The 20,243-nt window shown below is 55.5% G+C and carries 14 protein-coding genes; 6 read left to right on the plus strand and 8 right to left on the minus strand.

Annotated features, from left to right (window positions below; genetic code table 11):
- Window positions 1-64: 64 nt before the first annotated feature.
- The 5 genes from miaA to LVJ78_RS05645 form a co-directional block, all read right to left on the minus strand.
- Window positions 65-1,009, minus strand: coding sequence for a tRNA (adenosine(37)-N6)-dimethylallyltransferase MiaA (gene miaA, locus LVJ78_RS05625; protein ID WP_132952344.1), 945 nt, complete (start codon window positions 1,007-1,009; stop codon window positions 65-67).
- Between the two features lie 141 nt (window positions 1,010-1,150).
- Window positions 1,151-1,654, minus strand: a complete 504-nt coding sequence (locus LVJ78_RS05630) for a hypothetical protein (RefSeq protein ID WP_132952342.1) — start codon at window positions 1,652-1,654, stop codon at window positions 1,151-1,153.
- A 9-nt stretch (window positions 1,655-1,663) separates the two neighbouring features.
- Entirely contained in the window at window positions 1,664-2,599 is a 936-nt protein-coding gene (locus LVJ78_RS05635) for a CsgG/HfaB family protein (RefSeq protein ID WP_243650314.1), read from the minus strand.
- Window positions 2,600-2,613: 14 nt separating this feature from the next.
- Window positions 2,614-3,210: a hypothetical protein gene (locus LVJ78_RS05640; RefSeq protein ID WP_132952338.1), complete on the minus strand. Its 597-nt coding sequence runs from the start codon at window positions 3,208-3,210 to the stop codon at window positions 2,614-2,616.
- 186 nt (window positions 3,211-3,396) lie between these two features.
- Window positions 3,397-3,741, minus strand: a complete 345-nt coding sequence (locus tag LVJ78_RS05645; RefSeq protein ID WP_132952336.1) for a hypothetical protein — start codon at window positions 3,739-3,741, stop codon at window positions 3,397-3,399.
- A 603-nt stretch (window positions 3,742-4,344) separates the two neighbouring features.
- On the opposite strand from LVJ78_RS05645, the gene LVJ78_RS05650 reads away from it, so the two are divergent.
- The 6 genes from LVJ78_RS05650 (at window position 4,345) to LVJ78_RS05675 (ending at window position 14,330) form a co-directional block, all read left to right on the plus strand.
- Entirely contained in the window at window positions 4,345-5,361 is a 1,017-nt protein-coding gene (locus LVJ78_RS05650) for an AI-2E family transporter (protein ID WP_132952334.1), read from the plus strand.
- A 505-nt stretch (window positions 5,362-5,866) separates the two neighbouring features.
- Window positions 5,867-10,333 carry a glutamate synthase large subunit gene (gene gltB / locus LVJ78_RS05655; RefSeq protein WP_132952332.1) on the plus strand — a complete coding sequence of 1,489 codons (4,467 nt, stop codon included), beginning with the start codon at window positions 5,867-5,869 and terminating at the stop codon, window positions 10,331-10,333.
- Between the two features lie 114 nt (window positions 10,334-10,447).
- Entirely contained in the window at window positions 10,448-11,878 is a 1,431-nt protein-coding gene (locus tag LVJ78_RS05660; RefSeq protein ID WP_132952330.1) for an FAD-dependent oxidoreductase, read from the plus strand.
- 136 nt (window positions 11,879-12,014) lie between these two features.
- Window positions 12,015-12,623 (plus strand): DUF4230 domain-containing protein, encoded by a 609-nt coding sequence (locus tag LVJ78_RS05665; RefSeq protein ID WP_132952328.1) that lies wholly within the window; start codon window positions 12,015-12,017, stop codon window positions 12,621-12,623.
- 21 nt (window positions 12,624-12,644) lie between these two features.
- Window positions 12,645-13,139 (plus strand): thiol peroxidase, encoded by a 495-nt coding sequence (gene tpx, locus LVJ78_RS05670; RefSeq protein WP_132952326.1) that lies wholly within the window; start codon window positions 12,645-12,647, stop codon window positions 13,137-13,139.
- A 192-nt stretch (window positions 13,140-13,331) separates the two neighbouring features.
- Window positions 13,332-14,330, plus strand: a complete 999-nt coding sequence (locus LVJ78_RS05675) for an agmatine deiminase family protein (protein ID WP_132952324.1) — start codon at window positions 13,332-13,334, stop codon at window positions 14,328-14,330.
- 115 nt (window positions 14,331-14,445) lie between these two features.
- Here the strand turns inward: LVJ78_RS05675 and LVJ78_RS05680 are convergent, their stop codons facing one another.
- From LVJ78_RS05680 to LVJ78_RS05690, 3 genes are all read right to left on the minus strand, one after another.
- Window positions 14,446-15,240, minus strand: coding sequence for a basic amino acid ABC transporter substrate-binding protein (locus LVJ78_RS05680; protein WP_132952322.1), 795 nt, complete (start codon window positions 15,238-15,240; stop codon window positions 14,446-14,448).
- Window positions 15,241-15,616: 376 nt separating this feature from the next.
- On the minus strand, window positions 15,617-19,078 hold the full coding sequence (mfd, locus tag LVJ78_RS05685) for a transcription-repair coupling factor (protein ID WP_132952320.1): 3,462 nt from the start codon (window positions 19,076-19,078) through the stop codon (window positions 15,617-15,619).
- A gap of 123 nt (window positions 19,079-19,201) precedes the next feature.
- Window positions 19,202-20,206 (minus strand): FUSC family protein, encoded by a 1,005-nt coding sequence (locus LVJ78_RS05690; protein WP_132952318.1) that lies wholly within the window; start codon window positions 20,204-20,206, stop codon window positions 19,202-19,204.
- Between the last annotated feature and the right edge of the window lie 37 nt (window positions 20,207-20,243).

The raw sequence follows: 20,243 nt of genomic DNA on the forward strand, positions 1-20,243 counted from the left end.
CATTTCATCACGCGGCAATCTTGCCGTTTAAAATTGCATTCTCGGTTGAAATATAAATAAGCGCTCATTCAAACATAAAATGCCGTTTGGTTAAACTGATGGCCGTCTGAACCCAATCGCTGCCGGCATAAGGGTCGAGGCTGTGCGCCAGCGGCAATTTGCGCAACCAGGTGAGCTGGCGCTTGGCGAGCTGGCGGGTGGCGGCAATGCCTTTTTCGGTGAAATCGGCGTAATCGCCCGCGCCGGCCAAATAATCCCAAGCCTGGCGGTAGCCGACGCAGCGCATCGAGGGCATGTCGGCGCTAAGCGCGGGATAAGCGGCTTGCAGCTGCTGCACTTCATCCAAAAAACCTTGAGCGAGCATGGCGTGGAAACGCTTGGCAATCTGCGCATGCAGCAGGGTGCGATCGACGGGAATGAGCGCGAGGGTGCATAAATCGAGCGGCGCTGTGTGCGGCGTGTGTTCGGCAAAATGCGCGCTCAAAGGCCGGCCGGTGAGCTGCCACACTTCGAGCGCGCGCTCGATGCGCTGGCTGTCGGCAGGCTTCAGGCGCGCGGCGGTGGCCGGGTCGATTTCCTGCAAACGTGCATAAAGATGGGCCAAACCATGCGCGGCTTTTTCGGCCTGCAAAGCGGCACGGGTGGCGGCATCGGCTTCGGGGAGCGCATTGAGCCCCTGCGTGAGCGCATGAAAATACATCATGGTGCCGCCCACAATCAGCGGCAATCGGCCGCGCGCGTGGATTTCGCCCGCCAGGCGAGCGCAATCGGCCACAAATTCGGCGGCGCTGTAGGCTTCGAGCGGTGAAATAATGTCGATTAAATGATGCGGGCAGGCCGCGCGTTCGGCCGCGCCGGGCTTGGCGGTGCCGATGTCCATGCCGCGATACACCAGCGCCGAATCGAGGCTGATGATTTCCACCGGCAGATGCGCGGCGATTTCAAGCGCCAGGCCGGTTTTGCCGCTGGCGGTGGGGCCGAGCAGGGCGAGGGCTTTGGGTGGGTGCATAAAAGTTTTAGACGGCCAAAGAAAAGGAATATTATAACGTATGAAATGGATAACAGGCCGTCTGAAAAAAAGTAGGAAAGCTTTTCAGACGGCCTGTTGATGACGATGGGTTCGGCCGGGCAATATCGGCATGGCAATGGTTTAATCGCCGGGCAAGCTTGCCGGCTCGGACGGGCTCGGGGAAGGTGCCGCGGCGGAGAGTGCGGCCGATTTTTGTTGGAGCGCGGTCAGCAGGGCCGCATTTTCCTGCTCTGCCTGATAAAGCTGCTTGAATTCGGGCAGGGTAAAGGGCGATAAAAATGCCAACGATTCTTGCGTGGCTGCTTGCAGCTGCCGGATTTGCCCGTCCAGCAGGGTGAGCGTTTGCTGATCGGTGCCGCTTTGCGCCAAAGTGTCTATTTGTTGCGCCAAATTCATAATGGTTTGGCGGCGGTTTGCAACGGCATCCTGGCGTTCGCTGTAGTGGTAGTATTCAAGCTGCACGGCGCGGTTGGCTTTTACATCGCTCAGAGAATGGCCGCCGCCGGTGCCCAGTTGCTCCGGGTCGAGGGTTTGGGTGTTGATAATGTAAACTTGAGCCTGTGCGGCATGAATGCTGAATAAGCAGCAGGTCAATAGCGCGGATTTTATTGTTTTTGAAGGCATTTCCGGTTCCTAGCAAGTTTGTTGGCTGATTTGGTAGGGGCGTAGGAATTTTTCCAGCAACTGATATACACCTTTGTCCACCATTTTTTTCACGGCGGCGGTTTTCGGGTCGCCCACTTCCACTGAATAATCAATACCGTAATCTTTGGTGCCGATCAGGCGGAAAAAATTGTTGCCGGTTTTGATGGTGTAAAAAGTGTTGGTCATGCTCACGCTGGCCAAATCGTTGCTTTCGGGCATTCGCACCACGGCGCCGGTCCACGAATCAATCAGGCGCAGGTTGACGGTGGCGGTGATGGCCTGGGTGTTGTGCGAAAACTGATATTGGTAAATGTCGATGCCGATGTCTTTATTAGTAGGCAATACGTTGGTTTCGTCGTATTGGGTAACGGCGCCGCTGATGTAATAGTTGGACGGAAAAATCGTGCCCACCGGCAAATGCTGCAAGGTGGTCATGGTGGCGGAAAAATTCTGAACGATGCCGTTGGGCATAATATAGCGCGGATCCAGAAAATTGTTGCGCGAATCAATGAGGCCGTCGGGATAGAGCGGGGTTTCCACCACATCGAAATATTTGAAGTGCGCCAGCGAATCCATCACCATATCCGATAACACGGTGGAATTAATGTCGAACACTTTGCCGGTTTTGTCGCGAATCGGTGCTACTGCCATGCGGAACCAACCATCGCCTTTGGCTTCGCCCGATTTCACCAAAGCTTCGCGCTGCGCCAAAAAGAAATCTTTGTGCAAATCACTCAAACATTGCAATTTTTTGCCGTAAAAAGTGCTGCCGTCGCTGATTTGTTGGGCGCGGGCATCGGCCACACGTTGGGCTTTCTCGCGGCTGTGTTCAGAAGCATAATACGAACGCGTGGCTTGCAGCGTGGCGGTGCTGCAAGCATTGAGCGTGAGCAGGGCGCCGCAAACGGCAGCCAGGGTTTTCAAGATAGGCCGTGCGCTCATTTGGAGATGGCCTCGAAAGTATTGTTGCCGCGGATATGCACGGTCATGTTGCTGTCGTCATCATCACCGAAACCGGTGCACACCACACCCGCACAGGCGCTGCCGCCGCTGGTGGATTGGGCGCGTATGGTGCTGTTGCGCGCTTCCACACGCACATTATCCACCTGCACGCGCGAGTGGCTGTTGCCTGCTTGCTTTTGATTGTTTTCAATCACCACGATGCCTGCGCTGCCGTTTTTATTGTTTTGCGTAACGCCGTCTGAAAGAATGCGGGTGTTTTGAATCAAAATCTGCTTGTTTTGTGGGTTTTCAATGCGGATAGCAGGCTCTTTATCGCCTGCTTTGGAAACGATGGTGCCGCCTTGCACGATGATTTTATTGCCTTTGGTGGTGATTTTGCCGCCTTGCAGGCCGTTGATTTTTACCTGCTCGGTGTTGATTTTGTTGTGTTTGTTGGCCACAACGCTGGATTTTTGGCTGACAGAGCCTTTGTCGGTAATGGGGTTGGGGGCAGAGATTGCGGTGTAAGCCGTAACAAGCAGAGCGCCGCCTAAGGCGCTTAAAGCCAGTTTGCGTCGGAAATTCATACTCATGATTTACTCCTGCGAAACGGAAAGGGGTTAGCCGGAATGTTTATCCGAACCACATCAATCATGCCGAATCGGAAAAAATACGGCGCAAGCCGAGGCTAAGGCAGACAATGCCCGGCCTGCAACGTATTGATAGTTCAGATAAAGATAAACAGAGCGGCTGCGGCAGATGCCGGAAGCCTGTTGAAATTATTTGGAAATGACGCCGCCTGCGTAGGCGCCACTACCTTTGCCGTCGGCTCTTGCTTTGGCATTGATGGTGGAATTTTCGATAACACCGACAGTTGCTTTGGCATTGATGCCCTGTTGGCCTTTCGGGGTGGCAGAAATCACACCACCAGCCATGGCTTCCGAATCTTTGCCGGTTGCTTCTGCATCAGCATTGATTTCTGAATCTTTGATAACGCCTACGGTGGCAGAGCCATTTATGCCACCGGCCGCACCTACTAATTTAATTGCCTCACCTACACCGCCAGCCTGCGCACCGGCAGCCGCCAGCATCAAGCCTACAAACAAAATAGAACGCTTTTTCATGATTCAAACCTTTCTTGCTGTTTAACCAGTTTGGAAAACGTTTCGTTTAAAATGAAAAATGTCACTTAATTGAAACGTGTATCCACTCATCAAAGCAAGACTGCTGCACCCCGAATGGCAGAGCTATGGTTAGAAAAATCTTCCAACTTATTTTTAGTAATCATAAGTTTATAAAAATACAATTACCGCCTTGCAGGTTGATTTTTCTGTTTGTATGAGTGAGGGCGGTTAAGAAAAGTTCAGAAAAAATTGCTAAAAGGCAGAAAACAATAAAATATTATTTTCAAATAAATATTGGGATTTTTAGAGGATTTATTGTCGGCATGGCCATTGTAGGCGGGTTGATAAAAAGAGATAGAATAGCCATTCGGTTTATCGGAATGATGTCGATATGGGCATTAAAATTTCAGGTTGCCGTTGAAACACGGCTGAGTGGCAGGCCGTCTGAACAGGATGCAAATGCCGGCCTGGCGATGTGTGGTTTATATTTTATTGGCACCAATATCTTGCTCTGCAAATGATTTTTTGTTCAAAATTTACTTGAATAGCCAAGGCAGATAGAGTCACAAATCAAGCCGGCGGCAAACATAGAAAGCAAAATGTATGGATAAAACAGAAAAATTCAGCTTCGGCACTTTTTTGGCGGCCTTGGGCGGTGTGTTGGCCGTGTGGCTGCCGGTGTTGCTGCTGCATTTAACGGTGGTGCTTTTCAGCGCGCTGATCACTTATGCGGCCGCGCGCGCGGCGGCTTCTTGGCTGAGCCGCCGCCGGCCGGATATGCCGCGTGCTGCTTTGTGGGGGCTGTTGCTGGTGTTGGTGCTGATGGCCGCAGCGGCGGGCTTACTCGGCTTTTGGCTGGAGCACCGCGCAGACGGCCTGGCCATCGGCAGCCTGTCGGAAAAAGCTGCTGCCGTGCTCGAGCAGCTGCACACCACGTTGCCGGCGGGCGCGGCCGAATATGTGCCGGCTTCGGTGGCAAACTTGAAAGAAAGCTCGGTGCATGTGCTCAAATCGCATGCGTTGGCGCTGCAAACGGCGGGTGCGCACACTTTGCGCGCCATCGGCTATGCGTTGGCGGGGGTGATTATCGGCGGCATTGCCGTGTTGCAGGTGCCGACCGTGCCGCCGGCCGGTGCGCGGCCTTTGGCGCAAATATTGCGGGGGGGCTTTGATGAATTGCTGCGCAGCTTTACCGATGTGTTTTTTGCGCAAATCCGCATCGCCGCCATCAACACCGCGCTGACCTCGGTTTATCTGCTGGTGATTTTGCCGTTGATGGGGCGGCCGCTGCCGATGACTGATTCGCTGGTTTTGCTCACTTTTTTGGCGGGGCTGATTCCGGTGGTGGGCAATTTGGTGTCCAACAGCTTTATTGTGGTGCTGAGCCTGGGCGACAGTATGGGCATCACTTTGTTGTCGTTGGCTTGGCTTATCGGCATACACAAGCTGGAATATTTTCTCAATGCCCATATCATCGGCCACAAAATCAAGGCGGCGGCATGGGAATTGCTGATTGCCATGCTGGTGATGGAAGCCGCATTCGGCTTGGCCGGGCTGGTGAGTGCGCCGGTGGTTTATGCGCAAATCAAGCGGGTGATGGCTGATAAAGGCTGGGTGTGATATCCGTTTTCTTACTGAGGCCGTCTGAAACTTTGCTTTCAGACGGCCTGTTTTTTAGCAGGAAAAAGAATGTATCTTAATTACAAAAGCGATGGGCTCTGATTTTGAACCGAGCCGATTTCGGTGTTTGGGGCATGCGGTTTCGGGTGCCTCGGCCTGCCGGGCGGGGGAATCTGGAAAACGTGTGGTTTTTGAGAAATTTCAGCATGTTGTTAATTACTGTTAATTTGAAAAGATATTCTATATTCTTGCCAATTTTGGAAATCAAAATCCAATAGCGGTTAAATATAAGAAATATAGCGCTATTTAATAGTGGTTAACACTTGTTTCCTGTTGTGTAAAATTAAAAAAAATCTTTGACGATTGCCAACAATTTCCGTATTTTAGTCAGACCTAAAGCTTAATATAAGATTGCCCCGGGCGCGCGAAGATAAGCGAGTATTTTTACTACAAGCGCCGCCGGAAGCGCCTCTACCAAAATCGTTTTTGCAGGAAAGGTTTTATCATGTCTAAGCTGTATGATCGCACGCTGGAAAAAGAAAATTGCGGTTTCGGCCTTATCGCCAATATCGACGGCGAGCCGAGCCATAAAGTGGTGCGCACCGCCATTCTCGGTTTGTCGCGTATGCAACACCGCGGCGCTATTTTGTCTGACGGCAAAACGGGCGACGGCTGCGGCCTGCTGCTGCAAATGCCGAAAACCTTTTTTCAGGCGGTGGCGGCCGAAGCGGGCTTCACCTTGGCGCAAAACTTTGCCGTCGGCCAGATTTTCCTGCCGCAAGACGAAGCTTTGGCGCAAGAATATATCGACATTATCAATGAAGAGCTGATTAACGAAACCTTGGGCATTGCCGCTTGGCGCGATGTGCCGGTGAGCGTGCCGGTGCTCGGCTCGATTGCGGCGGCCGATATGCCGAAAATCAAGCAGGTGTTTATCAATGCGCCCAGCGGTTGGCGCATTCAGGATATCGAGCGACGCTTGTTTGTGGCGCGCCGCCGCATTGAAAAACGCATCGAGCACGATGATTTTTATATTTGCAGCTTGTCCAACCGCACCATTATCTATAAAGGCTTGTGCATGCCGAAAGACTTGCCCAAGTTTTACCTTGATTTGGCCGATTTGCGCATGCAGTCTGCCATCTGCCTGTTTCACCAGCGCTTTTCCACCAACACCATGCCGCGTTGGAAGCTGGCGCAGCCTTTTCGCTATCTGGCGCACAATGGCGAAATCAACACCATTTCCGGCAACCGTGCCTGGGCGCGCGCGCGCGCCTATAAATACCGCACGCCGCTGATTCCCGATTTGGCCACGGCCGCACCGTTTGTGAACGAAACCGGCTCCGATTCGAGCTCGCTCGACAATATGCTCGAATTGTTTGTAAACGGCGGCATGGATTTATTCCGCGCCATGCGCCTGTTGGTGCCGCCGGCCTGGCAGCAAAACCCGGACATGAGCGATGATTTGCGCGCTTTTTACGATTTCAACTCTATGCACATGGAGCCGTGGGACGGCCCCGCCGGCATCGTGCTTTCAGACGGCCGCTATGCTGCCTGCAACCTCGACCGCAACGGCTTGCGTCCGGCGCGCTATGTGATCACGCAAGACCGCTTAATCACCATTGCTTCGGAAGTGGGCATTTGGGATTACGCGCCTGACGAAGTGGTGGAAAAAGGCCGCGTCGGCCCCGGCCAATTGCTGGTGATCGACACCAAAAAAGGCAAGCTGCTGCATTCAGATGAAATCGACCAAGAGCTGCGCACCCGCCACCCTTACCGCGTTTGGTTGGATAAAAACGTGCAGCGGCTGATTCCGTTTGAGCAGCTGCCTGAAGACGAAGTGGGCGAGGCGGCGATGGATGCCGAAGCGCTGGCCGTGTATCAAAAGCAGTTTCTGTATGACCGCGAAGAGATTGAAAGCGTGGTTCGCGTGATGGGTGAAAACGGCCAGGAGCCGGTGGGCTCGATGGGCGATGATGCGCCTTTTGCCGTGCTCAGCGAGCGCCCGCGCCTGATTTACGATTATTTCCGCCAATATTTCGCGCAAGTCACCAATCCGCCCATCGACCCTTTGCGTGAAGCGCATGTGATGAGCCTGGCCACCAGCATCGGCCGCGAAATGAGCGTGTTTTTCGAAGCCGAGGGCATGAGCCACCGTGTGAACTTCAAATCGCCGGTGCTGCTTTATTCCGATATGCAGCAATTGCTGCGCCTGCCGCAAGAGCATTACAAACATGTGGTGTTCAACGCTGTGTATAACCCCGCCGAAACCGGCCTGAAAGACGCCATCGAGCGCTTGTGTAACGAAGTGGAAGCCGCCGTGCGCAATGGTGCGGTGTTGTTGGTGTTGTCGGATAAAGCCATCAGCAAAGAAATGCAGCCGATTCCGGCGCCCTTATTTGTGGGCGCGGTGCAAAAACGCTTGGTCGACACCAATCTGCGCTGCGATGCCAATATGATCGTGGAAACCGCTTCTGCCCGCAACCCGCACCATTTTGCCGTGTTAATCGGCTTGGGCGCCACGGCGGTGTATCCTTATTTGGCTTATGAGAGCCTGGCGCACATGGTGAATGTGGGCGCGATTACCAAGCCGATGCGCGTGGTGATGGCCAATTTCCGCAACAGCGTGAACAAAGGCCTTTACAAAATCATGTCGAAAATGGGCATTTCCTGCGTGTCGTCTTACCGCTGCGCGCGCCTGTTTGAAGTGGTGGGGCTCAATAGCGAGATTGTGGGCTTGTGTTTCCCCGGCATCACCAGCCGTGTGGAAGGTGCATCGTTTGCCGATTTACACGACCAATTGTGCGCCATGCGCAAACGCGCCTGGCAGCGCAGCAAAGAGGTGGATGCCGGCGGCTTGCTCAAATTCAAGCCGCAGGGCGAATACCATGCCTACAACCCCGAAGTGGTCAACACCCTGCAAGCTGCGGTAAACAGCGGCGACTACAGCCAATACCGCCTTTACGCCGATGCGGTCAACAAGCGCCCCGTGGCCACCATCCGCGATATGCTGTGCGTGAAAACCGCAGAGCGCACACCGATTTCTGTTGACCAAGTAGAGCCGGCGGAAAACCTCTACAAACGCTTCGACAGCGCCGCCATGTCGATCGGCGCGCTCAGCCCCGAAGCGCACGAAGCCTTGGCTGTGGCGATGAACCGCTTGGGCGGCTATTCCAACTCGGGCGAAGGCGGTGAAGACCCGAAACGCTACGGCACCGAAAAAGTGTCGCGCATCAAGCAAGTGGCTTCCGGCCGCTTCGGCGTGACCGCCGCTTATCTGATGAGCGCCGATGTGATTCAGATTAAAGTGGCGCAAGGTGCGAAGCCCGGCGAAGGCGGCCAATTGCCGGGCGACAAGGTTACACCTTATATCGCACAGCTGCGCTATGCCGTGCCCGGTTCCACGTTGATTTCACCGCCGCCGCACCACGATATTTATTCCATCGAAGATTTGGCGCAATTGATTTTCGACTTGAAGCAAGTCAACCCCAAAGCCTTGATTTCAGTAAAACTGGTGTCGCTGCCCGGCGTGGGCACCATTGCCACCGGCGTGGCCAAAGCTTATGCCGACCTGATTACCATTTCCGGCTACGACGGAGGCACGGGCGCATCCCCGCTCACCAGCGTGAAATATGCGGGCAGCCCGTGGGAATTGGGCTTGGCCGAAGCGCAACAAGCCTTGGTGGAAAACAATCTGCGCCACAAAATCCGCCTGCAAGTGGATGGCGGCCTCAAAACCGGGCTCGACATCATCAAAGCGGCCATTCTCGGCGCCGAGAGCTTCGGCTTCGGCACAGGGCCCATGGTGTCGCTCGGCTGCCGTTATTTGCGCATCTGCCATCTGAACAACTGCGCCACCGGCATCGCCACCCAAGACGACACTTTGCGCAGCAAGCATTACCACGGCCTGCCCGAAAAAGCGATGAATTACTTTAAATTTATCGCTCAAGACGTGCGCGAATTGATGGCCGGTTTGGGCGTGGAAAAGCTCACCGATCTGATCGGCCGCACCGATTTGCTGGAAATCATCGAAGGCAAAACCGCCAAACAGCGCGGGCTGGATTTGAGCCGCCTTTTGTATGCGCCCAAAGTGCCCGAAGGCAGCGCGCGCTTCTGCACCCAAAACAACGCCCCGTTTGACAAAGGCTTGCTCAATAAAGCCATTGTCGAGCAGGCGCAGCAGGCATTCGAGAGCGGCGGCAATGCCGATTTGAGCTTCGACATCAGCAATCTCGACCGCTCGGTGGGCGCCACCTTGTCGGGCATGATTGCTCAAGAATACGGTAGCCGCGGCAATGCCGGCCAAACGTTCAACATCGACCTCAACGGCACTGCCGGGCAGAGCTTGGGCGTGTGGCTGGCCGGCGGCGTCAACCTCAACCTCACGGGCGATGCCAACGATTATGTGGGCAAAGGCATGAGCGGCGGGCGCATTGTGATTAAGCCGCATAACGGCGCGGCCTTCAAAGCCGAAGAAGCCACCATTGCGGGCAACACCTGCCTTTATGGCGCCACCGGCGGCGAATTGTTTGCCTCGGGGCGCGCAGGCGAGCGCTTCGGCGTGCGCAATTCGGGCGCCACCACCGTGGTGGAGGGCATCGGCGACAACGGCTGCGAATACATGACCGGCGGCGTGGTGACGGTGTTGGGCAAAACCGGCATCAACTTCGGCGCAGGCATGACCGGCGGCTTCGCTTATGTGCTCGACACCGACGGCCGCTTCAAAGGGCGCATCAACCCCGAAATGGTGGAAGGCTTGAGCATCGCCGATCTGCCCATGCACCAAGAGCATTTGCGCGGCCTGATTTCCCGCCATGTGGAGCTCACCCACAGCCCCATCGGCGAGCGCATCCTGTCGCATTGGGAAGACTATGTCGACCGCTTTGTGCTGGTGAAGCCCAAAGCCAACGATGTGAACGCGCTGCTCGGCCACAAGCGCCGCACCGTAACCGAATTGCGCGCTGTTACCCAATAAGCCTGAGGCCGTCTGAATGTTTCAGACGGCCTGAAGAAGCCACAACAAAATGTTTCAGACGGCCTTTTCAATAAAGGCCGTCTGAAAGGAAAAATCAGTTTGTAAGGACCTGCCATGAGCCAACATGAAAATGTATACCAATTTATCGACCTGCCGCGCGTAGATCCGCCGAAAATTCCCTTAACCAGTCGCAAAACCACGTTTGTGGAAATTTATCAGGCCTTCACCGACACGCAGGCGCAAGCACAAGCCGATCGCTGCTTAGGCTGCGGCAACCCTTATTGCCAAAACAAATGCCCGCTGCACAACAACATCCCCAACTGGCTGCGCCTGGCCAACGAAGGCCGCATTATCGAAGCGGCGGAGCTGGCACATTCCACCAACAGCCTGCCCGAAGTGTGCGGCCGCGTGTGCCCGCAAGATCGTTTGTGTGAAGGCGATTGCACGCTCAATGCCGAATTCGGCGCCGTAACCATCGGCAATGTGGAAAAATACATCACCGAAACCGCCTTTGAAATGGGCTGGCGTCCCAATCTGCACCATGTGCCCAAAGCCGGCAAAAAAGTGGCCGTCATCGGCGCGGGGCCGGCCGGCCTGGGCTGCGCCGATGTGCTCACCCGCAACGGCGTGGATGTAACCGTGTATGAGCGCCAGCCCGAAATCGGCGGCCTGCTCACTTTCGGCATTCCCGCCTTTAAGCTGGAAAAAGAAGTGATGGTGCGCCGGCGCGAAGTGTTCGGCGAAATGGGCATTCAGTTCAAACTGGGCGTGGAAATCGGCCGCGATGTGAAGCTCGATGATTTGGCCGCCGAATACGATGCCGTGTTTCTCGGCGTGGGCACTTATCAGGGCATGAAAGCCGACATTGCCAATGAAAACGCCCAAGGCGTGTATTCGGCGCTGCCGTTTTTGATCGGCAACACTCAAAACCTGCTCGGTTTCGACAGCCCCGATTTCGTGAGCATGGCCGGCAAGCGCGTGGTGGTGCTCGGCGGCGGCGATACCGCCATGGATTGCGTGCGCACTTCCGTGCGTCAAAATGCCGCCGAAGTGACTTGCGTTTACCGCCGCGATGCCGCCAATATGCCCGGCAGCCGCAAAGAATTCACCAATGCGCAAGAAGAGGGCGTGGCATTCCAATTCAACGCTCAGCCCGTGGCCATCGAAGCCGAGCCGGTAGCGGTGCAAACCGATAGCGAAGGCAAAGTGGCGGGTTTGCGCATCGTGAAAACCCAAATGGGCGAGCCTGATGAACAAGGCCGCCGTCGCGCCGAAATCATTCCCGGCAGCGAAGAAGTGATTGCCTGCGATGCCGTGATTGTGGCCTTCGGCTTCGCCCCGCACGCCATGCCGTGGCTGGAAAGCGTGGGCGTAACCACCGATAACCGCGGCCGCATCGAAGCGCGCGGGCAATATAAGCAGCAAACCGCCAACCCGAAAATCTTCGCCGGCGGCGACATCACCCGCGGCTCCGATTTGGTGGTTACCGCCATTGCCGAAGGCCGCGATGCCGCCGAGGGCATTTTGGATTATCTGGATATTTGATGGTTGCCAGCTGATGACTGATTCAAGGCCGTCTGAAAAGTTTTCAGACGGCCTTTATTTTATTTGGCGCTTGAAATATTCAAAATAAACGCCAACTGCAAATTGATTTAATCTTTTTTGAACAAACAGCCCGCACATGAAAACCTTATTCCGTTTACTCGTTTTAATCATCGTGCTGCTCGCGGCAGGTGCAGGTGTGTGGTATGTTAAGCAACCCGATCATGCCCGGCCGCAGCAAGCGCTCACCCGCGAGGGCGTGCTCACGCAGATTCAAAATCTAAACCGGCTGGAGAGCACCGCTTTTTATATCGACACCATCATCAAAACCGAAAAGCCCGGCAATTGGTATGCGCTGTGGCAAGATGCGCAAAGCGGCCTTTTTATGGCAAAAGGGCAGGTGGTGGCCGGCATCGATTTGAATAAATTGAGCGCCGAAAATGTGAACGTGGTCAACAATAAAGTGATCATCAGCCTGCCGCCGGTGGAAATTCTGAGTGTGAATCTCGACAATATCGAAGTGTACGACCTCAAAACCGGCTCGCTCGGCCTGCATCCCATCGATAAAAGTGTGTTTGAAACCGTGCAGCAGGCGGCCAAAAAGCAGGTGTTGGAAAGCGCCTGCAAAGCCGATATTTTAGCGCATGCGCAAAATCAGGCGCAGCAGCAGCTCGAAACCCTGTTTGCCTTGGCGCAAACCCAAGCTTCCGTTTACCCCGCCGCCTTGCCGCCGTGCAAAGCAGCCTAACCCGTAAAGAGAGGAAATAAAATGTCACAAGTTACCCTGCAAGGCAACCCGGTTGAAGTGGGCGGCCGCTTTTTAGAAGCCGGCCAAAGCGCGCCCGATTTCAAGCTCACCGCCGGCGATTTGTCGGAAAAAACCTTGGCCGATTTTGCCGGCAAACGCAAAATCCTGAATATTTTCCCCAGCGTAGACACCGGCGTGTGCGCGAAATCGGTGCGCACATTCAACGAAAAAGCCGCCGCGCTCGACAACACCGCCGTGCTGTGCATTTCCGCCGATCTGCCGTTTGCCCAAGCACGCTTTTGCGGCGCGGAAGGCATCGACAATGTGGTGATGCTCTCCACTTTCCGCAGCGGCTTTGCCCAAGATTACGGCGTGGCGCTGCAAAGCGGCCCGCTCGCCGGCCTCACCGCCCGCTCGGTGGTGGTGCTCGATGAACACAATCAAGTGCTTTATAGCGAATTGGTGCCCGAAATCGCGCAAGAGCCGGACTACAATTCGGCATTGGCAGCTTTGTAATCGAACTGTAAGCCTGATAAAAAAGGCCGTCTGAACGCTTTAGAGCTTTCAGACGGCCTTTTGTGTGAATAAAAGTAATTGCATGTAATTTTGATGCGAAAGGCATATTCACCCGGCCTGCCGCGCTTGACGTATCAATAAGCCGCCCCTAGAATCGGCGCCGCCACTTCGGACACTTTTTACGGATAATATATGCAATATTGCTACCCTAGCGAGCACGAGCGCCATCATGCCACTTGGCTCTCATTTTGCGCCAACCATGCCGTGTGGCAAGACCTGCGCATCACCGCCGCCATTCAAGCCAATATCAGCCGCTTGGCGTTAAACATCGCCCGCTTCGAGCCGGTGAAAATATTGGTGCGGCCGGAAGAAATGGTGCAGGCCAAAAACCTGATGGGCAGCGATGTGGAATACATCGAAGCGGCGCTCGACGATATCTGGCTGCGCGACAGTGGCGCGGTTTTTGTGAAAAACAGCCACAGCGGCGAGAAAACCGCCGTGAACTTCAATTTCAACGGCTGGGGCAACAAGCAGGCGCACCGGCAAGATGCGCATGCGCCCGCCATTATGGCTGAGGCCGCCGGCGTGCCGCTGGTTCGCGCCGACATCTGCTTGGAAGGCGGTGCGCTGGAAGTGGACGGGCGCGGCAACGCGATTTTAAACGAAAGCTGCATTCTCAACGACAACCGCAATCCGGGCATGAGCAAAGCCGAATGCGAAAAAGCCTTGGCGCGATTTTTGGGCATCGAGCACATTATTTGGCTGCCCGGCATGAAAGATGCCGACATCACCGATTCACACATCGACTTTTATGCCAAATATATCAACGGGCAAACCGTGTTGATCAATCGGGAACACAATAGCACCAAGCCCGACCACATCATCACCCGCCAAACGGCTGCGGCATTGGCCGAGCATTTCGAATTAAATGAAGCGAATATTCTCGACAACCCGCAATCCGTGCGCGTGGATACCGATGAATTTCCCGATTTTGCCGCCAGCTACATCAATTACTATGCCTGCAACGGCGGCGTGATTGTGCCGGAATTCGGCGATGCACACACCGATGCCGCCGCCAAAGAAAAATTGCAGCTTTGGTATCCCGATCGGGAAATCGTTGCCATGAATATCGATTGGATTGCCATCGGCGGCGGCGGCATTCATTGCGTGACGCAACAGGAATTTGGCTGATGCCGGTTTGAAAAACACGTTTTGCAAGCATGGCAAACCAAAGGCCGTCTGAATATTTTTTCAGACGGCCTTTGGTTTGTAAACAAAGCGGCTTTAAGCAAAACAGCTTTCAACTTTAATGTGCAAAATATTTTTTGGAAATAGCCTCATATTCGCCGCTGTCGCGCACTTTCTGCAAGGCATCATCGATTTTTGCCAGCAATTCTGTGTCTTCCGGGCGCAGGGCGATGCCGTATTCTTCCACCGGGAAATCGGGCACATCGATGACGGTGAAATTTTGCTTGCTGTTGTTTTTCACATAATTGCCCACCACCGCGCTGTCGCTGATCATCGCCTGCGCGCCGCCGGTTTCCAGCGCTTTGATGGTGAGCGGCAGGTTTTCAAAACGCGCTACTTTCGGGCTGGTGGCACCAAAAAGCTTTTGCGCCGCATAATCGCCCGTGGTGCCTGTGCTCACCGCGATTTTGTCTAATTTAGTCAAATCGTTAACCGATTGGATATTTTGGCCGTCTGAAACCAACACCACTTGTTTCACCTCAAAATAAGGCCGGCTGAATGCCATGGTTTGGCGGCGCTCATCGGTGATGGTGATGCCAGAAATCAGAATATCGTTGTCTTTGCTTTTCAGCGAAGCAAACAGGCCGTCCCACGGCTGGTTTTTATAGCGGATATTCAAATCACCCGCCTTGGCAATGGCGTTCATCAAATCCACATCAAAGCCGTGCACATTGCCGGCGCTGTCGGTGAATTCAAATGGTGCGAAATTGGCATTCATCCCCACGTTGTAAACCGTGGCTGCATGATGAGTGTCGCTGGCGGCGTTTTGTTGGCTTTGGGCATCGGGTTGGCAGGCTGCGAGTAGGGCAGCAGCGGCAAGCGTGGCAAAGCGGGCGGTGTGTTTGGCAAACATGGCGGGTTTCCTTTCGGCGTGGATAAGCGGATGGGAATAGTGTATGCCGATTGTTGACACAATGATAGTGCGCAGGCCGGATTTGAAAATCCGATGCTTGTTTGCGGCTGCGTAGTTACGATTAGTTTTGTTAAAACAAAGCGTAATCGTCGGTATGATTCCTACGGCAAATGTCGGGGGCAAGTATTCGAGCCACCACTTAAAATCTGAATCCGTGGCCGTTTGAAAGCTTTTAGGTGCTTTTGTATTTTATGCTGTGTGGATTTTCATGCGTACGATTACGCCGTAAAAGCGCGGCTAATCGTACCTACGGCCTGCTTCAACTTTCTTGGCCGTCCGAACATATTTTCAGACGGCCTTTATCATTCAAGCACACTCACTTCCCCTGCAATTTCTTCAACACCGCCTTCACCGTTTGAATGCGTGTTTCCACATCTTCCATCACCGCGTTTACCCGCAATTTATCCGGCCCGGCGAGGCGGTAGTTTTTGTTGGTTTGCATCAGCAGAATAATTTCGGCGGGGTCGATGCTGTGGCCTTTGCCGAAGGTGAAGGTGGCGGCTTCGGCGGTAGCGTCGATGGCGGCGATGCCCAGCTCTTTGGCGGCCAGGCGCAGGCGGTGGCTTTCGAGCAGGGTTTTCACCGGCTGCTCGGGCAGGCCGAAGCGGTCGACCAGCTCTTCGTGCACGGCGTTGATTTGCTGCTCGGTTTCGCAAGTGGCCAGGCGCTTGTAGAGCACCAAGCGCTCGTGGATGTCGGGGCAATAGCCGTCGGGCAAAAGGGCGGGGCTGTGCAGTTTGATGTCGGTGGTCACGCCCAGCGGCGCATCGAGGTCGGGCACGCGGCCTTTTTTGAGCTCGCGCACGGCTTGTTTGAGCATTTCGGTGTAGAGGCTGAAGCCGACCTGCATCATTTCGCCGCTTTGGCCTTCGCCGAGAATTTCGCCGGCGCCGCGGATTTCGAGGTCTTGCATGGCCAGCGTGAAGCCGGCGCCCAAATCATCGGCGGCGGCAATGGCATCGAGGCGTTTTTCGGCATCTTTGGTGATGTATTCGGGCGTGAGCAGATAGGCATAAGCCTGATGGTGGCTGCGGCCGACGCGTCCGCGCAATTGGTGCAGCTGCGCTAGGCCGAATTTATCGGCGCGGTTGATGATGATGGTGTTGGCATTGGGAATGTCGATGCCGGTTTCGATAATGGTGGAACACAGCAGCACATTAAAACGCTGTTGCAAAAAGTCGCGCATCACTTGCTCGAGCTCGCGTTCGCGCAATTGGCCATGCGCCACGCCGATGCGGGCTTCGGGCAGCAATTCGGCCAAGCGCTCGTGCATGTTTTCGATGGTGTCTACTTCGTTGTGCAGGAAAAACACTTGGCCGCCGCGCTTGAGCTCGCGCAGCATGGCTTCGCGGATGCTGGCTTCGCTGAAAGGCTTCACAAAGGTTTTCACGGCCAGGCGGCGGCTGGGTGCGGTGGTGATAAGCGAGAAATCGCGCAGGCCTTCGAGCGCCATACTCAGCGTGCGCGGAATCGGCGTGGCGGTGAGAGTGAGAATATCCACATTGGCGCGCAGGCGCTTGAGCTGCTCTTTTTGGCGCACGCCGAAGCGATGTTCTTCATCGATAATCACGAGGCCGAGGTTTTTAAAAGTGATGTCGGGCTGCACCAATTTATGCGTGCCGATTACGATATCCACCGTGCCATCGGCCATGCCTTTGAGCGTTTGCTGGGTGGCTTTGCCGGTGTTGAAACGGGAAAGCTGCGCCACTTTCACCGGAAAGTCGGCGAAGCGGTCGGCGAAGTTTTGCGCATGCTGCTCCACCAGCAAGGTGGTGGGCGCGAGCACGCACACTTGTTTGCCGCCCATCACCGCCACAAAGGCCGCGCGCAAGGCCACTTCGGTTTTGCCGAAGCCCACATCGCCGCACACGAGCCGGTCCATCGGCTTGCCTTGGGTGAGGTCTTTGAGCACCGCGCCGATGGCGGCGGCTTGGTCTTCAGTTTCTTCATAGCCGAAGCCGTCTGAAAAAGCCTGATAATCCTGCTCGTTTAAATCGAATTTATGACCTTGTTGGGCGGCGCGTTGGGCATATAAATTCAACAATTCGGCGGCGGTGTCGCGCGCTTTTTCGGCGGCGCGGCGCTTGGCTTTGCCCCATGCGCCGCTGCCGAGTTTGTGCAGGTGCACATTGTCGGCGGCGTGGCCGGCATAGCGGCTAATCAGATGCAGCTGCGACACGGGCACATATAATTGCGCTTCATCGGCATATTCGAGCAACATCATTTCGTTGCCGCCTTCGCCTAAATCCATGTTCACCAAGCCCATATAGCGGCCGATGCCGTGCTCTTCGTGCACCACCGGGTCGCCGATATTGATTTCGGCCAAATCGCGCAACAGGCCGTCTGAAACGGCATTGTGTTTGCGCCGCGCTTTGTTGCGGCTGCGGGCAACATATTGATAAAGATCAGATTCGGTAATCACGGCGATATTGCTGATTGGCATATCGGCTGCCGCAAGCCCGTTCCCTAAGCCTTTCCCGCAAGCGGAGGCGGGAAGCGTGGCATCTGCCAATTGAAAGCCGTAGGCCAGCGGGGTAACGGTGAGGCAAAGCGGCGCATCGCTGCTTAAAAATGCCTGCCAGCCGGCCACGGTTTGCGGCTTCAAGCCGTGCTGCTGCATAAAACCGAGCATGGTTTCGCGCCGGCCCAGGCTTTCGGCGCACAATAATATTCTGCCGTTAAAGGCCGTCTGAAAATCTTGCAGCGCCTGCAAAGGCATTTCCGCCTGGCGGTTTACCGCCACATCGGGCAAGGTGTGCGTCGGGCTGCTGAATTCGGGCAACACTTGCGGATAAGGTTTCAGACGGCCTGAGAATTCGCTGTCGTTTAGATACAGATGCTGTGGCGGTAAAGGCGGGTAGGTTTCATCGCCTTGCGCCATGGCAAAGCGGGTTTTCACATCGCCCCAAAAGCGCGCGGCTTCGGCGTGCACATCGCCGATGCACACGGCTACCGCGTTTTTGCCGATATAGTCAAACAGCGTGGCGCATTCTTCTTCAAAGAAAAGCGGCAGATAATATTCCACCCCCGCGCCGAAATGCCCTTTGCTCACCGCTTTATACACGGCGGCATCGGCGGGGTTGGCTTCGATTTCTTCGCGAAAGCGCGCGCGGAAGATTTTTTGCGCATCTGCATCGGTGGGAAATTCGTGCGCAGGCAGCAGGCGGATTTCGCTCACCGGCGCGAGCGTGCGCTGGCTGTCGGGGTCGAAGGTTTTGATGCTGTCGATTTCATCGTCAAACATATCGAGCCGATAAGGCGCTTCGCTGCCCATCGGGAAAATATCCAAAATGCCGCCGCGCACCGCAAATTCGCCCGTGGCCACCACATTGGTGACGCTGCTGTAGCCCGCTTCCACCAGGCTTTCGCGCAAAGCCTCGATATTGAGCGTTTGCCCCGCTTTGAGCCAAAACGTGCGCGCCGCCATAAAAGGCAGGGGCGCGAGCTTCTGCATGGCGGTAGACACGGGAACAAACAACACATCGGCCTGGCCGCTTTTCAATTGCCACAAGGCCGAGAGCCGCTCCGACACCAAATCCTGATGCGGCGAAAAGCGCTCGTAAGGCAGCGTTTCCCAGTCGGGCAGAAACACGGCATGCTCTTGCGGGCGGAAAAACTGCCATGCCGTTTGCAGGCGCAAAGCTTGCTCTACATCTTGGGTGAACACCACTTTAAGCGTGCCGGCCGGCAGATTTTCGGTGAGAAAAAGCGGCAGGCTGCCGCGCGAAAGGCCGGGCCAAACGGCTTTTTGGGCAGGGGCGGGAAGAATGGGTTTCATAAAGGGCACGCGCAAGTATGCCGTCTGAAAAGGTTTCAGACGGCTTGGGATCATGAATAAGAGCGGCTATTTTAGCAGAAACAGCGCCGGCGTGTTCAGGCCGTCTGAAACCCTGTGTCTTCATCACAGGCGAAACACACGTCCCAGTGCGATTGCCACGGCGCCGCCGAGAAAAGTGGCTGCCAAACGGTGCTCGGTGGTGGCGAGCGGGTCGCCGTGGCCGATGGCGAGCAGAAACACGATAGAAGCGGAAATCATGCTGGTAAGCAAGGCATAATGGGCTTTTTGCATGGAAAAAGCAGCGGCAGAAGTGAGGGTGAGACACAGCACCAAGGCGTGTGCTGATTCGTGAAAGGCATACACCAGCAGCGTGGCCAGCGCGCAGCCTGCCAGCGTGCCGATCAAGCGGCTGCTGCCGCGCACCAAGGTGTCGTGCGCCGCCGGGCGCAGCACCAGCAGCACCGTCATCGCCGCCCAATAATTGTTTTTCAGCCCCATGCTTTCGGCGGCATAAAGCGCCAGCGCCACCGCCAACGCCGTGGCCAGGCTGAAACGGAATAAATGGCCGTCGGGCAGCGGCGTGGCGGCAGCCGGCGGCAAAGGTTGGGCGCTGGCGGGGGTGAGGCGGGCAAGCGCCATAGTGATGGCGATTTGCAGACCGCCGCCCAGCAGCACCAGCAAGCCGCGCAGCGCGGCAAATTCAAAGCTGTTGGGGTAATAGCCCGCCACCAAAAAAGCAATCACGATTTGCAGCGCCACCCACCACCAGTCGTTATTGTAGCTGCTCAAAGCGGCGCAGCCGGCCGCCAACAGCGCCGCCACGGCCAAGGCTGTCGGCGGATGGATGCCGATAAGAGAGCCGCCGAATGCGGCCAGCGCCATGCCCAAAGTGGCCATGCCCATGGCGCCCCAGCGGCGGCCGGTGAGCGTGCGCGCCGCGCCAAAGCCCACCGAAAAAGCCGCGCTCACCATAATCACGGCGATAATGGGCTTGAGCTTGAGGCTCACGGCCAGCACAATCAAAATCGCCGGTGCGCTCAGCACGGCCTGGCGCCAATAAATGGTGCCGCAGCTTTGTTGCAGGCGTTTGAACCAAATATGGAGATGGGAGCTGGGTAAAGGCTGCATGGTTGCCGCTATAGCTTATTTCAAATTGGATGTGAGC

It is taken from the genome of Uruburuella suis (genome assembly GCF_022870845.1).
Taxonomy (GTDB): Bacteria; Pseudomonadota; Gammaproteobacteria; order Burkholderiales; family Neisseriaceae; genus Neisseria; species Neisseria suis.